The following is a 14,516-nucleotide window of genomic DNA, read 5'->3' as shown; positions in this document are numbered from 1 at the left end:
ACCCTTTGATGCGACGCGCAAATCCGCTGCCATTACGGGCAAGCGCTGCTGCAAAATCAATTCGCGTTGCTATGATGTTTTGGCCCTGACTATAATCGGCAGTGATATGAACCTGCGTCAGCTCGAGATCCTTCGCGCCGTGATCCGCCACCGCACCACGGTGGCGGCGGCGGACGAGCTGGCGCTGTCGCAGCCGGCGGTCAGCAACGCGCTGAAGACGATGGAGGCGCAGGCGGGCTTTGCGCTGTTCGAGCGCGTCAACAACCGGCTGTTTCCAACCGCCGAAGCGATGGCGCTCTACAAGGAGAGCGAGGCGATCTTTGCGCTGCACGCCAAGCTCGAGAACCGCATGCGCGATTTGCGCGAGAACCGCGCCGGGCATCTCGCCATCGTGGCGACGCCGCCGCTCGCCTACAGCATCATTCCGTCCGCGCTGTCGGGCTTCCTGCGCCGCCGCCCGGAGACGCGGGTGTTCTTCGACGTACGGCGCTATGAGGGCATCATCGAGGGTGTGCTGAGCCGCGTCGCCGAGCTCGGCTTCGCGCTCGGCCTCACGCATCATCCCGGCATCGCGCATGAGGTGGTGCACACCGGCGAGATGGTCTGCGTGCTGCCGCCACAGCATCCGCTCGCGGAACGACCGGTGATCTCGGCCGCTGATCTCTCCGGCCTGCCCTTCATCGGGCTCGAACGCGGCACGCGGCTGGGCGAAGCCGTGCGCGACAGCTTTGCCCGTGCCGGTGCGCCGTTCCGGCCGACGGTCGAGGTGCGCTACTGCAACACGGCCTGCGTGCTGGCCGCCGCCGGCGTCGGCGCGGCGGTGGTCGATCCCTTCTCGCCGCGGCAGAACGGCGGCAGCGGCCTCGTCGTCCGTCCGTTCACGCCGACGACGCAGGCGGTCGCCTATATGTTATGGTCTGAAGCCGAGCCGCTGTCGCGTCTGGCCAAGGCCTTTCTCAACGAGATCCGCAAGGAGAGCGCTCTGCTCGAGCGCACAGCGCCGCACCAGCAACATGGGGCAGAAAGCGGCTGAGCTTCGCAACCTTTTGACCGGGAGGCCCATGGCACGCATCACCATCATCGAGACCGGAGAGGTGCCGCAAAAATACCGCGAGCGTCACGGTTCATTTCCGGACATGTTCGCGCGCATGATCCGCGCCGAGGAGCCGGCCGCGACGATCGAGGTCGTCAGCATCCCCAACGGCGATGCACTTCCCGATCCGAGCAAGCTCGAGGCCGTCCTGATCACCGGCGCGGCGGCCGGGGTCTATGACGGGCTCGACTGGATCGCGCCGCTGGAAGATTTCGTGCGGACGGCTTACGCCAACAAGACACCGATGGTCGGTGTCTGCTTCGGCCACCAGCTGATCGCGCAGGCGCTCGGCGGCACCGTGCGCAAATCGGAGCATGGCTGGGGCATCGGCCGGCATGTCTATCAGGTGCTGCCGGAAAACGGCGTCATCGACGGTGAAGCGGTTGCGATCGCCGCCTCGCATCAGGACCAGGTGATCGAGCCGCCAAACGATGCGCTGACGATCCTCTCCTCCGAATTCACCCCGCATGCCGGCCTGCTCTATGCCAATGGCGCGACGCTGACAGTGCAGCCGCATCCGGAATTCGATGTCGGGTTTGCGCAAGTGTGCTGCGATCTGCGCGACGGCAAGGCACCTGATGAAGTCGTCGCCACCGCGAGGGCGTCGCTGGCGGAGCCGATGGATAATGCGAAGCTCGGCGGGGCGATTACAAGATTCCTGACGAAACGGTGAGTTCACCTCGCCCCGCTTGCGGGGAGAGGTCGGATTGCGCGCGGCGATGCGAAGCATCGTCTGCGCAATCCGGGTGAGGGGGGACTCTCCGCCAGTCCGTCTGCCATCGAGTTTGCTGAGACAGCCCCTCACCCCACCCCTCTCCCCGTAAGAACGAGGAGAGGGAGAGGAAGCGGTTCAGAACGGATCGCTTCCCAATCCCGGCACATCGGCCGGTCGCGGGCCCGGCGCCGCCCAGTGAAACCGGCGATCCTTCTCCGCAAGGGCGATGTCGTTGATCGAGGCCTCGCGCCGCTTCATCAGGCCGTGCTCGTCGAACTCCCATTGCTCGTTGCCGTAGGAGCGGTACCACTGGCCGCTTGCATCGTGCCATTCGTACTGGAAGCGCACCGCGATCCGGTTGCCGTCGAAGGCCCAGAGGTCCTTGATCAGGCGGTAATCCTGCTCCTTCTCCCATTTGCGGGTGAGGAAGGCGACGATGGCCTCGCGGCCCTGAAACACTTCCGAACGGTTGCGCCAGCGGCTGTCCTCGGTATAGGCGAGCGAGACGCGCACCGGATCGCGTGAATTCCAGGCGTCCTCGGCCATGCGGGCCTTTTGCGCGGCGGTCTCGCGGGTGAAGGGTGGAAGTGGCGGGCGCGACATGATGGCCTCATCGGTTGATCGGGACCGCGAATGTATCGTCGCAATCAGCGGAGTCGATAGGCCATCCACTATCGAGCGATCACGAAACCAGATCGGCCTTCATCAATTGGCGGATCGATTTCGGGATCGGCTGGGCGCGGCCGCCGCTGATGAAGGCAACGCGGACCTCGGCTTTCACCAGCACGTCACCACCGCGCCGCACCTCCTGCGCCAGCATGATGGATGCCCCCTTCACCGCGACCGGCCAGGTCACGACGTCGAGCACGTCGTCCATTCGCGCGGGCTTCAGGAAGTCCAGATGCATCGAGCGCACCACGAAGGCAAAGCCGACGCCGTCCGTCTCGGCCTGCTCGAACAGCACCTGCTGCTCGGCGCCCATCAGCCTGAGATGATTGGTGCGTCCGCGCTCCATGTAGCGCAGGTAATTGGCATGATAGACGATGCCGGAAAAATCCGTGTCCTCGTAATAGACGCGGACCTGCATGTGGTGGCGGCCGTCGCGGATCTCGCCGTCGAGATGAGCTGTCACGTCGCGAGCCTCTTCACTGGTCGGTAACCGGATCGTTGTGCGCAAAAACAGCCGGACGCGCAAGCGTGTTAGGACACAACCAGCCCTGACCTTCCCAGCGTCACCTCGACGATCTCGGGCGGCACGCCGAAGCGGAGCGGCATGATGCTGCAACCGAGGCCGCCGGAGACGATGAGATCGCATTTCAGACGGAAATGGCCATAGGCGAGCCGCAGGCCGTTCTTGGGCGCGACGGCCGGCGACCAGCCGAGCAGGCGGACCTGGCCGCCATGGGTATGGCCGGACAATTGCAGTGCGACGCGCGCGGGCACGAGCGGTGCGATATTGGGCTCGTGCGCGAGCAGGATGACGGGCGCATCGTCGGTGATCTTCGCCAGCGTAGCATTGAGATCGTCGGCACCGAAGTGCGCCATGCTCCGGAAGCGCCGCGCCGGCAGGAAGGCGAGCTGATCGCCGAGGCCGGCAAGCCAGAACGGACGGCCGTCCTTGGTGAGGCGGACGGCATCATTCTCGTAAACGGGGATGCCGGCCGCCTCCAGCGCCCGATGTGCGATGGTCGGTCCGTGCCCTGCCCGCTGCACTGTTCTGTCATCCCAATAATCGTGGTTGCCCATGACGGCATGGACGCCGAGGGGCGCCTTCAGGCGCGCCAGCACCCTTGCCCATTCGCTCGACGGAATGAAGCGCGTGACGTGGTGAAGGCCGGCTACGTAGTCGCCGAGCAGCACGATGAGATCGGCGTTGAGAGCATTGGTCCGGTCGACGATGCCCTCGATGCGCTCCAGCGACATCCAGGGGTCGCAGGCATGGATGTCGGCGATGGCGGCAATCTTCAGCGGAAAATCCGCCGGCCACTGCCGCGGCATCGGATGATAGCGCGTGACGCGGAGGCGCAGCACCGGCTCGACACCGACGCCATAGGCGGCGGTCGAGACGCCGAGGGCGGACAGGCCGCCGATGGAACGGATGAGGTGACGACGCGTGATCATGGAAGCCCGATGATGATGCGGCGTCTTGATGATATCCGATTGGAGCGGAATTGGGATGCTTTCGTGCAGATCGTCTGCACGAGGTTAACGGAAATTCATCAAAGCCGGAACGGCGCGGTTCAGCAGATCACTCGTCGCTGTCATCCGTGCCGAACAGGCCGAACTGCGCCGCCGCATCGCGCGAGGGCTCGGCGAGGCCGAGATGGCGGAAGGCGTGCGAGGTCAGCAGGCGGCCGCGCGGCGTGCGCTGTAGATAGCCGCACTGGATCAGATAGGGCTCGATGATGTCCTCGATGGCATCGCGCGGCTCCGACAAGGCCGCAGCCATGGTCTCGACGCCGACCGGGCCGCCGCCATAGTTGAGCGCGATGGTCGAAAGATAGCGTCGATCCATGGCGTCCAGCCCCGCGGCATCGACCTCGAGCGCGCTCAGCGCGTGGTCGGCAATCTTGCGGTCGATCTTGTCGGCATCGGCCGCGGACGCGAAATCGCGCACGCGGCGGAGCAGGCGGCCGGCGATGCGCGGGGTGCCGCGGGCGCGGCGCGCGATCTCGTTGGCGCCGTCCGCGCTCATGCCGACGTTGAGCACGCGCGCGCCGCGGCTGACGATGCTCTCCAACTCCTCGATCGTGTAGAAGTTGAGCCGGACCGGAATGCCAAAGCGGTCGCGCAAGGGATTGGTGAGAAGGCCGGCGCGCGTGGTGGCGCCCACCAGGGTGAATTTCGACAGCTCGATCTTCACCGAGCGCGCCGCCGGTCCTTCGCCGATGATGAGGTCGAGCTGAAAATCCTCCATCGCGGGATAGAGCACCTCTTCCACCGCGGGGCTGAGGCGATGGATCTCGTCGATGAAGAGCACGTCGCGCTCTTCGAGATTGGTCAGCAGCGCAGCGAGGTCGCCGGCCTTGGCAATGACAGGCCCCGAGGTGGCGCGGAAGCCGACGCCGAGCTCCTTTGCGACGATTTGCGCCAGCGTAGTCTTGCCGAGGCCGGGCGGGCCGACGAACAGCACGTGATCCAGCGCCTCGCCGCGCTTGCGCGCCGCCTCGATGAAGATCGAGAGATTCTTGCGCGCCTGCGCCTGGCCGACGAAGTCGGACAGCGATTGCGGCCGCAGCGCGGTGTCGCCGACATCATCGCTGCGCCGCTCGGGCGAGACCATGCGGCTGGCCTTGGGATCGCTCACTTCGCGAGCTCCTTCAACCCGAGCCGGATCAGCTGCGCCGTCTCGGCGCCCTCACCCGCACTGCGCGAGGCCGAGGCAATCGCGGCGGCGGCCTGCGGCTGGCCGTAGCCGAGATTGACCAGGGCGGAGATCGCATCCGCGACGGGGCGCGGCGCGCGCTGGTCGTCGACGGCGCCGGCAAGATGCACGACGGCGGGATCGACACTGGCGAAGGCCGGCGCCTTGTCCTTCAATTCGGTGACGATCCGCTCGGCGACCTTGGGGCCGACGCCCGGCGTGCGCGCCACCGCGGCCTTGTCGCGCAGCGCAATCGCATTGGCGAGATCGGCTGGCGACAGCGTGCCGAGCACGGCCAGCGCGACCTTGGCGCCGACGCCCTGCACGGTCTGGAGCAGGCGAAACCATTCGCGCTCCTGATCGGTGCGGAAGCCGAACAGCTTGATCTGGTCCTCGCGGACATAAGTCTCGATCGACAGCACGGCGGCCTCGCCCGGCGAAGGCAGATGCTGCAGGGTGCGCGAGGAGCAATGTACCTGATAGCCGACGCCGCCGACGTCGAGGATGACGAAATCCTCGCCGTAGGAATCGATCAAGCCCTTGAGCTTGCCGATCATATCAAGACCTCATTCGCGGCAGAGTCTTCTCCATCGTCATGGCCGGGCCTGACCCGGCCATCCACGCCTTCAACGCCGACAAGAAAGAACGTGGATGCCCGGGACAAGCCCGGGCATGACGGCGAGAACGCGTGACGACCAATCATATCCCCACCACCTTCAGCCTGAGAGCGGTGCTCTGGCGATGATGGGCGTGGGTGATGGCGATGGCGAGCGCGTCGGCTGCGTCCGCGGACGGCGGCTCGGCCTTCGGCAGCAAGATTTTCAGCATCATCGCGATCTGTTGCTTGTCGGCGTGGCCGGCGCCGACCACGGTCTTCTTGACCTGGTTCGGCGCGTATTCGGCGACAGAGATGCCGAACATTGCGGGCGCCAGCATGGCAACGCCGCGGGCTTGGCCGAGCTTCAGCGTCGCGACGCCGTCCTTGTTGACGAAGGTCTGCTCGACCGCAGCTTCCACCGGCCGGTGATTGGACAAGACGGAAGCGAGCCCTTCATGGATAGCGAGCAGCCGGCTCGACAGCGGCAAATCGTCGGGCGGTTCCACCGAGCCGCAGGCGACGTAGACCAAGCGATTGCCCTCGGCCTCGATCACGCCCCAGCCGGTGCGGCGCAGGCCGGGGTCGATGCCGATGATGCGAACGGGGCCACGAATCGGGAGCGCAGTCATGCGCCAGTGATAGCGGCTGGCTGCCCTGGAGGAAACAGAAACAGAACGGAAGTAACAGGGGAAGTAGGGCCGTCGAGCCCTACCCGCCCATCTTCGCAACAAGCGCGTCCGACACCTCGAAATTGGCGTAGACGTTCTGCACGTCGTCGTGCTCGTTGAGCAGGTCCATCAGCTTCAGGAGCTTCTCGCCGGTCTCGTCGTCGACCGCAACCGTGTTCTGCGGCTTCCAGATCAGCGCGGCCTTGCGCGGCTCGCCGAACTTGGCTTCCAGCGCCTTGGCGACATCGCGATAGCTTTCCGTCGAAGCGTAGATCTCGTGACCGTTCTCGCCAGAGACCACATCGTCGGCGCCGGCCTCGATCGCGGCATCCAGCACCGCATCGTCCGAGGCGACGCTGCGGTCGTACTCGATGATGCCGGTGCGGTCGAACATGAAGGAGACCGAGCCGGTTTCGCCGAGATTGCCGCCGGACTTGGTGAAGAAGGAGCGGATGTCGGAGGCGGCGCGGTTGCGATTGTCGGTCAGCGCCTCGACGATGACGGCGACCCCGCCGGGGCCGTAGCCCTCGTAGCGGATCTCGTCATAATTCTCGCCGTCGCTGCCAAGCGCCTTCTTGATGGCGCGCTCGATATTGTCCTTCGGCATGTTCTCCTGGCGCGCAGCGATCACGGCGGCGCGCAGGCGCGGGTTCATGGCGGGGTCGGGGGTGCCCAGCTTGGCGGCGACGGTGATTTCCCGCGCCAGCTTGCCGAACAGTTTCGACTTCTGGGCATCCTGCCGCCCCTTACGGTGCATGATGTTCTTGAATTGGGAATGTCCGGCCATGCGTGGTCTCTTGATGGAAGCGTGCGTCAAGGTAAATGCGGGAAGCGCGGCCTTATAGGCCGCCCACCCACCGGAATCAAAGGGCTCGGGCTTATCCTGAGGTAGCCCTGTAAAGGTAACTGCCGTAACGGCCCCTGCCCAGATGGGCACCGTTAACCCTGATTTCATTCCGGACTGCGAAAATAGCGCCCGACCGTCCCCCGACAAGAGAGACCCGATGGCGTTCGGACTATTTCGGAAGCGTCTGCCGGACACGGCCGCGCCTGCGGCAGCCCCGGAGGCTGCGCAGCCGGCAGCCCCTGCCGCACCCGCCCCGACCGCCGAAAGTGATTCGGCCCGGGAAATCCTGGAATTGCTGGAACTCGAGCTCGGCGCCATGATCCGCCAGCTCGAGCGCGCCGCCAATTCGGTGGCTGGCGGCGCCGAGGCGACCGCGGCGACCCTCGCCGCCATTCGCGACCGCACCGACGCCCTGACCGGCCGGACCAACGCGGCGCAATCCACCGCCTCCACCTTCGCCCATGCCGCCGACAAGTTCACCCAGTCCGCGCAAGGGATCGGCGCGCAGGTCCGGGAAGCCGGCAAGCTCGCCGACGAGGCCAGCGCCGCCGCCCAGGAAGCCCGCGCCAATGTCGACCGCCTGCGCGAATCCTCCGCCGCGATCGGCAACGTCGTCAATCTGATCGCGCAGATCGCGCGGCAGACCACGCTGCTCGCGCTCAACTCGACGATCGAGGCCGCGCGCGCGGGCGCCGCCGGAAAAGGCTTTGCAGTCGTCGCCACCGAGGTCAAGGCGCTCGCGGTGCAGACCCAGAGTGCGACCGAGGAAATCACGAAGAAGATCGACGCATTGCAGCGCGACGCCGCCGGCTCGGCTGACGCCGTGCACCGCATCTCGCAAGCGATCGAGGCGATCCGCCCGGTGTTCGACACCGTCAACGGCGCGGTCGCCGAGCAGAATGCCACGACCAGCGAAGTCTCCGGCAATGCCGCCAGCGCCTCGGAGTTCATCATCTCGGTCGGCGAGAGCGCGGCCGAGATCGACGCGGCGACCAAAGCGGCCGAGTCCCATGGCGAGAGCGTCGCCAGCGCCGGCAAGGCCGTCACCACCTTCGCCCGGAAGCTGAAATCGCGTTGCGCGGTGCTGCTGCGCCAGAGCGAGCACGACGACCGCCGCAAGACCGAGCGGCTGCCCTGCCACCTCAAATTCGAGACCGCGCGCGGCGTGATGCCGGTCTATGAAATCGCGATGGAGGGCGTGCTGATCGGCGGCGCGGACGCAAGCCGGCTCGCCGCGCAGTCTACGATCGAAGGCAGCCTGGAGGACATCGGCGCCTGCCGCCTGCGCGTGCTCGAGCAATCCAAGGCCGGCGCCCGCGCGCAATTCGTCGGCGTCAGCGCCGCGCTCAGCGAGAAGATCGAGGACAAGCTCTGGTCGATCCATGAGGAGAACACCGAGTTCGTCACCCGTGCCATGGAAGCCGGCAATGCGCTGACGCAGATATTCGAGCAGGCGGTTGCGCGCGGCGAGGTCAAGCTCGACGACCTCTTCGACACGGACTATTTGGAAATCGCCGGCACCAATCCGCAGCAATACCGCACCAAATATCTCGACTGGGCCGATCGCGCCCTGCCGCCGTTCCAGGAAGCCTTTCTGGCGCGGGAGTCGCGGATGGCGTTCTGCGCCATGGTCGACCGCAACGGCTTTTTGCCGGTGCACAACAAGATCTATTCGCATCCGCAGCGGCCGGGCGACGTCGCCTGGAACACGGCCAACAGCCGCAACCGGCGCATCTTCAACGATCCGGCGGGGTTAGCTGCCGCACGCAACCTGCGATCGTACCTGGTCCAGAGCTATGCACGCGACATGGGCAACGGGAACACGGTGATGATGCGCGAGATCGACGTCCCGATCCGCGTGCAGGGCCGGCACTGGGGCGGCTTCCGCACGGCCTACAAGCTGTAGCGCGCCCCGTGCACTCCTGGGCAAGACGCCGGGCGCGAATCATCCTCTAAGGTCGGACCTGGAATCGGAATGCCGCCGAGGAGCCGATCAACGGCTCCGACTGGAGAGAGCCCGTACATGTCCTTTGCACAACTTGCCGTATTGGACACTGCCTCCAACCGGACGCTCGCCGAGCGCTTGATCGACCAGCTCGCCGACCGCATCGGCGGTCTTGGCGTCGAGCTCGCCGATATCGCCGGCAACGTCCAGGACGTCGCAAACCGCGTCGCGAGCCAGTCGGAACGGTTTCACCATCTGCAGAAGACGGCCGAGACGATGGTCTCGGCCAACCACGACATCGCCAAATCCTCGCAGGCGGTGCAAACCACGACGTCGGCCGCGGTCGGCGAGATCGCGCAGTCGCGCGGCGCCGTCGACACCGCGGTCAGCCACATCTCCGAACTCGTCGCCGCGGTGGAGCGGATCGAGGCGCGCCTGTCCGCCGTCGGCGCGGCGCTGGCGCAGGTGGCGAAGGTCTCCGGCTCGATCGAGGCGATCGCCAAGCAGACCAATCTGCTCGCGCTCAACGCCACCATCGAGGCGGCGCGCGCCGGCACCTCCGGCCGCGGCTTCGCGGAGGTCGCGAGCGAGGTCAAGAGCCTCGCCGAAGCCACCCGCCAGGCGACGCACGAGATCTCCGACACGGTGCGCGATCTCGACGGCCAGATCGAAGGCCTGATCGGCGAGAGCAGCGACGCCTCGCAGCGCGCCAAGACCGCCGGCGAAGGCGCGCAAGCGATCTCCGGCATCATCTCGCGGGTCCAGCAGGGCTTCGCCTCGGTCGAAGCCGAGATCGACGGCGTCGCCCGCGCGGCGACCTCCAACCTCGGCCACTGCGACACCGTGATCAGCGAGCTCAACGAGCTCGCCAAGGGCGTAGACCTCTCCTCGCGCGACCTCAGGAGCGCCGACGATCGGGTGGCGAAGCTGCTCGACACCTCGGAAGGCCTGATCGCGCTGATCGCCGACAGCGGCGTGGAGACGTCGGACGCGCCGCTGATCCGCATCGTCGTCGACACCGCGAAGCGGATCTCGGCGGAGTTCGAAGCCGCGATCGACCGCGGCGAGATCACGCTCGACCAGCTCATGGACGAGACCTACCGCGAGATATCAGGCACCGATCCGAAGCAGTACCTGACCAACTACGTCGCGTTCACCGACCGCGTGCTGCCCGCGATCCAGGACCCGATCCAGAACTCCGATCCGCGCATCGTGTTCTGCGTCGCCTGGGCGCGGGGCGGCTACCTTCCGACCCACAATCCGAACTACCGCCTGCCGCAGGGCAAGGACCCGGTCTGGAACAACGCCAATTGCCGCAACCGCCGCCTGTTCACCGACCGCGCGGTGAAGAAGGTGGCGGCCAATACAAAACCCTTCCTGCTGCAGACCTACCGCCGCGACATGGGCGGCGGGCAGTTCGTGCTGATGAAGGACCTGTCCTCGCCGATCATGATCCGCGGCAAGCACTGGGGCGCTTTCCGGATGGGCTTTCGCCAGGGCTGACGAGGACGCTCCGGCATCTTCAAAACAAAAACTCGAAAACAACCCCATGCACAGTAGCCGGGGTGTGCGAAATCAATGGCTTGCGCCGGCAGGCCGTTGCGCGCGTTGACCCGTCGGGCAAAACAGGGGTAGAATGCTAATATTCCGAAAATTGGAAGGCATTCGGTTCGCCCCGCGCCTGCACTGGTGCGGCGGCCGACGTTGCCGTAGAAGTGCCGCCGCGCATTCGAACCCGAACACAGCAAGCTGGTTTTTTGATGTCCTGTCCACCTGCCCAAATCGGCGCGCCGTTTTCCGAGATTGACACACCGGCGCTGATCATCGACCTCGACGCCTTCGAGCGCAATCTCGATACGATGGCGGCACGGGTCGGCAAGCTCGGCGTTCGCCTGCGTCCGCATGCGAAGACCCACAAGTCGCCGATCATTGCGGCCAAGCAGATCGCGCGCGGCGCAATCGGCATGTGCTGCCAGAAGGTCGCCGAGGCCGAGATCCTGGTTGCGGGTGGGGTGAGCGACGTGCTCGTCAGCAATGAGGTGGTGGGCCCGCGGAAGCTGGAACGTCTCGCAGGCCTCGCGCGCCACGCACGCATCAGCGTTTGCGTGGACGATGCGATCATGGTCGAGCAACTGTCGCACGCCGCGGAGCGGGCAGGATCGCAAATCGAAGTCCTGGTCGAAATCGACGTCGGTGCCGGTCGCTGCGGCGTCAGGCCGGGGCCGGCGGCGGCCACCCTGGCGCGGCAGGTGGCGGGTTCGCGCTTCCTGTCGTTCGGCGGCTTGCAGGCCTATCACGGCTCTGCCCAGCATTTGCGCACGCCGGAGGAGCGGCGCGCTGCCATCGCGAGCGCCGCCGATGCGACCTCGGAAACATTGCGCGTGCTCAAGGACGCGGGCTTTCAGTGCCGGACGATTGGAGGTGCAGGAACCGGCACGTTCGAGCTCGAAGGCGCGAGCGGCATCTGGAACGAATTGCAGGCGGGCTCCTATATCTTCATGGACGCCGACTACGCCAAGAACCTCGCCGACGGGACGCGCAACGCCAATCCGTTCGAGCATGCGCTGTTCGTGATCGCGACCGTGATGAGCACCGGCGCCGGCGAACGCGCCGTCATCGATGCGGGCCACAAGGCCCTGTCGAACGACAGCGGATTTCCGGTCGTGCTCGGCCGGCCCGACCTGCGCTATCATCGGCCCTCCGACGAGCATGGCCTGCTCGATTTCGACAGCGCTTCGTCGCGACTGGCGATCGGCGACAAGGTGACGCTGATCCCCGGCCATTGCGACCCAACCGTCAATCTCTACGACTGGTATGTCGGCGTGCGCGGCTTCAACACGCCGGATGCCCGCGTGGAGGCACTTTGGCCAGTCGCGGCGCGGGGCGCGATCACCTGAGATTGACGCGTGATTGCGCGCGCCGATCTCCGCCATTGCCACGGACAAGCGAAGCACAGATCCAAGACCCATGCGCCGCAGCATTGGTTTGGCGAAAACGCGGAGTGACAAGCTTCGCAAAACAACTGCGCGCTCGCGCTCGGAGTCATGGTTCTGGCCCCTCGTTCGCAATTGCGGGCCAAGGCGGACACTCATAATTCGGGATGCCTGTTTCCAAAGGACGAGCAGACGTGGCTTGCCCGGCTGGGAACGACTGCAAATGACCCCCTTAGCAGATGTTGCTGGTTGGGGCTTGAACTCGCTCTCTAATTTTTTCCCAGTGATGAGGTCGCGACTTTGCCCCAGCGCGGCACCTCGCTTGCGACTAATTCGCGTAGAGCCTCGGGTGTCCGCCGCGTGGCATCGGGGATGACAAATCCCATCTCGACAAGTCGCTTACGCGTCGCTTCGTCGTCCAGTGCTTTGTTCAAGGCGTGGCTTAGCTTGGCCTGTATTTCAGGTGTCAAACTCTTGGGCGCGAAAATCGCGTTCCAGGTCGAGACGACGAATTGGGGGAGGCCACTTTCCACGGTGGTCGGAATGTTAGGGATGATGTCAGCGCGGTGCGGGCTCGCGATCGCGATTGCTTTCAGGGTTCCGCTTTGAATCTGAGAGATGGCGCCACTCAGCGAAATACAGCTGAAATCGACTTGGCCACCCATCAGGTCGTTCATCGCAGGTGCGCCGCCGCGATATGGCACGCGCGCTGTTTGAACACCAATGATTGATTGCAGCATCGTGCAGAAAAGGTGGGTAGGAGCCCCGACACCGACATGAGCTTCACTGACCTTGTCGCGGTTCGTCCTGAGATAGTCGATGAACTCAGCGAGGCTGTTCGCCGGGAAGTCCTTTCGCGTGACGATGACAGCAGGTACTTCGGCAGCGAGACCGACGGGCGCGAAGTCCTTAATTGGATCGTATTTTAGGTCGGGATACTGTGCGGGGGCGGCGCCGTGCGTCCCCATGTTGCCCATGATGATCGTATATCCGTCCGGAGCCGCACGGGCAGCACGCGTCGTCGCCGTCGTGCCTGCAGCACCGGGCTCGTTGTCGACAATTATGGGGCGGCCGAGCGTTTTTGACATGTGCTCCGCGAGAATGCGCGACAAGGTGTCGTTCGATCCGCCGGCCGCATAGGGCACGATGAGCGAAATTGCTTTCGACGGATAGTCGGCCCCGGCCACTCCGGGAACGAGGGTGAGGCTTGCGAAAAAGAGCGCCAGCAGGCGGTTCATGGGAATCCTCCTAGCTTACGACTTCCATTATTAAACCCTACCCGCGGCACGCCTTTCTAGATATGATATGAAAGGATCGAACCTCATACCTGCCGGGGTATGGCATGGATTTGCGCCAGCTTCGCTATTTCATCGCGGTTGCGGAGGAGGGGCATATCACGCGGGCTGCGGACAGGCTCGGCATCCAACAGCCGCCGCTCAGCCGATTGATTAGGACTATCGAGCGGGACCTCGAAGCCCGGTTGTTCATCCGCAAACCGCGTGGCGTCGAACTGACGGAGGCGGGTCTGGCCTTTTATCATGAGGCAACTCAGGTGCTCGCCAGCGTTGACAAAGCTGTCGAGACCACAAGGAGCACGGCTCGGGGCGAGAGAGGCCGCATCTGCGTAGGCGTTACCCCAACGGGACCCTTCGTTCCATTCGTGCCTCAGGTCATTCATGCATTCCTCCGCGATTTTCCAAATGTGAATGTCACGCTGGAGGAGCGCCTCAGTAGCGAGCTGCTTGACTTGGTGCGCGCCCAGCGCATCGACGTCGCCTTCCTATGGACTCCCCGCGCCGAGGGACTGGTTAGCTTCTCTTTGTTGGACGATCCGTTGGTTGTCGCGCTGCCATCGGAGCACCCGCTCACTCGGGACCGGGACTCAGCAATTCCGGTGAAGGCTCTCGCAAGAGAGACCTTCATCGTGTATGGGCGCAAGGACGGCTTCGGTTTATACGCTGCCACAATCATTGCCTGCCGCGCTGCAGGCTTTAGCCCCAGATTTGGACAGGAATCTCCACGCCTGGCGTCCGCGTTGAACCTTGTCGCCGCGGGGCTTGGAGTCTTCTTCGTTCCGAGCTCTATCCAACGCATCAACATGCATGGCGTTACCTATAAGTCGCTCAAGGGGCCGAATGCCCCCAAGTCAACATTGAGTCTAGTCTCGCGACGAAACGACTCGTCTGCCGTCGTCGCCAATTTCGTCCGGCTCGTAAGAGCGGCTGCGCGGGCGAACTCATAAAGTCATGACCCGCCTCGGCTCACGGTGGCAATGTCCAACTTTCAATGCCGACGCAAGTCGGCTGTTGGCCCAAGGCGGACGTCCCTTGGTTGCCCGCCAATGTCCGCGGCT

14 protein-coding genes are annotated in these 14,516 nt (G+C 65.0%); 6 read left to right on the top strand and 8 right to left on the bottom strand.

Annotated elements, in window-relative coordinates; all coding sequences use genetic code 11:
• Nucleotides 1–106: 106 nt before the first annotated feature.
• Together ACM43_RS22565 and ACM43_RS22560 are read left to right on the top strand one after the other, a co-directional pair.
• The gene (locus ACM43_RS22565) at nt 107–1,033 is read left to right on the top strand and encodes a LysR family transcriptional regulator (RefSeq protein ID WP_271542892.1); all 927 of its coding nucleotides are present in this window, start codon (nt 107–109) and stop codon (nt 1,031–1,033) included.
• 28 nt (nt 1,034–1,061) lie between these two features.
• Nucleotides 1,062–1,766, top strand: a complete 705-nt coding sequence (locus tag ACM43_RS22560; RefSeq protein ID WP_271542891.1) for a type 1 glutamine amidotransferase — start codon at nt 1,062–1,064, stop codon at nt 1,764–1,766.
• Nucleotides 1,767–1,943: 177 nt separating this feature from the next.
• Here ACM43_RS22560 and ACM43_RS22555 read toward each other — a convergent pair whose 3' ends face one another.
• The 7 genes from ACM43_RS22555 to ACM43_RS22525 form a co-directional block, all read right to left on the bottom strand.
• A complete protein-coding gene (locus tag ACM43_RS22555) occupies nt 1,944–2,411 on the bottom strand; it encodes a nuclear transport factor 2 family protein (RefSeq protein WP_271542890.1) in 468 nt (155 codons plus the stop codon).
• 79 nt (nt 2,412–2,490) lie between these two features.
• Nucleotides 2,491–2,940, bottom strand: a complete 450-nt coding sequence (gene ybgC, locus ACM43_RS22550; RefSeq protein WP_271542889.1) for a tol-pal system-associated acyl-CoA thioesterase — start codon at nt 2,938–2,940, stop codon at nt 2,491–2,493.
• 68 nt (nt 2,941–3,008) lie between these two features.
• Nucleotides 3,009–3,929: a metallophosphoesterase gene (locus ACM43_RS22545; RefSeq protein WP_271542888.1), complete on the bottom strand. Its 921-nt coding sequence runs from the start codon at nt 3,927–3,929 to the stop codon at nt 3,009–3,011.
• Nucleotides 3,930–4,056: 127 nt separating this feature from the next.
• The gene (gene ruvB / locus ACM43_RS22540; RefSeq protein WP_157283837.1) at nt 4,057–5,091 is read right to left on the bottom strand and encodes a Holliday junction branch migration DNA helicase RuvB; all 1,035 of its coding nucleotides are present in this window, start codon (nt 5,089–5,091) and stop codon (nt 4,057–4,059) included.
• Nucleotides 5,092–5,111: 20 nt separating this feature from the next.
• Entirely contained in the window at nt 5,112–5,729 is a 618-nt protein-coding gene (gene ruvA / locus ACM43_RS22535; protein WP_271542887.1) for a Holliday junction branch migration protein RuvA, read from the bottom strand.
• A 142-nt stretch (nt 5,730–5,871) separates the two neighbouring features.
• Nucleotides 5,872–6,399, bottom strand: coding sequence for a crossover junction endodeoxyribonuclease RuvC (ruvC, locus tag ACM43_RS22530; RefSeq protein WP_271542886.1), 528 nt, complete (start codon nt 6,397–6,399; stop codon nt 5,872–5,874).
• 79 nt (nt 6,400–6,478) lie between these two features.
• Nucleotides 6,479–7,225 (bottom strand): YebC/PmpR family DNA-binding transcriptional regulator, encoded by a 747-nt coding sequence (locus tag ACM43_RS22525; RefSeq protein WP_035998371.1) that lies wholly within the window; start codon nt 7,223–7,225, stop codon nt 6,479–6,481.
• 217 nt (nt 7,226–7,442) lie between these two features.
• On the opposite strand from ACM43_RS22525, the gene ACM43_RS22520 reads away from it, so the two are divergent.
• The 3 genes from ACM43_RS22520 (at nt 7,443) to ACM43_RS22510 (ending at nt 12,127) form a co-directional block, all read left to right on the top strand.
• A complete protein-coding gene (locus ACM43_RS22520) occupies nt 7,443–9,191 on the top strand; it encodes a methyl-accepting chemotaxis protein (protein ID WP_271542885.1) in 1,749 nt (582 codons plus the stop codon).
• A gap of 117 nt (nt 9,192–9,308) precedes the next feature.
• On the top strand, nt 9,309–10,733 hold the full coding sequence (locus ACM43_RS22515) for a methyl-accepting chemotaxis protein (protein ID WP_271542884.1): 1,425 nt from the start codon (nt 9,309–9,311) through the stop codon (nt 10,731–10,733).
• 257 nt (nt 10,734–10,990) lie between these two features.
• Nucleotides 10,991–12,127 (top strand): DSD1 family PLP-dependent enzyme, encoded by a 1,137-nt coding sequence (locus tag ACM43_RS22510; protein WP_271542883.1) that lies wholly within the window; start codon nt 10,991–10,993, stop codon nt 12,125–12,127.
• 305 nt (nt 12,128–12,432) lie between these two features.
• Here ACM43_RS22510 and ACM43_RS22505 read toward each other — a convergent pair whose 3' ends face one another.
• Nucleotides 12,433–13,401: a tripartite tricarboxylate transporter substrate-binding protein gene (locus tag ACM43_RS22505; protein ID WP_271542882.1), complete on the bottom strand. Its 969-nt coding sequence runs from the start codon at nt 13,399–13,401 to the stop codon at nt 12,433–12,435.
• Nucleotides 13,402–13,505: 104 nt separating this feature from the next.
• Here ACM43_RS22505 and ACM43_RS22500 point away from each other — a divergent pair, with 104 nt between their 5' ends.
• Complete coding sequence (locus tag ACM43_RS22500) at nt 13,506–14,405, top strand: LysR family transcriptional regulator (protein WP_271542881.1); 900 nt, start codon at nt 13,506–13,508, stop codon at nt 14,403–14,405.
• The last annotated feature ends 111 nt before the right edge of the window (nt 14,406–14,516 follow it).

Source organism: Bradyrhizobium sp. CCBAU 45321, from assembly GCF_028128975.1.
Taxonomy (GTDB): domain Bacteria; phylum Pseudomonadota; class Alphaproteobacteria; order Rhizobiales; family Xanthobacteraceae; genus Bradyrhizobium; species Bradyrhizobium yuanmingense.
This window is presented reverse-complemented; position numbering and strand designations above follow the sequence as displayed.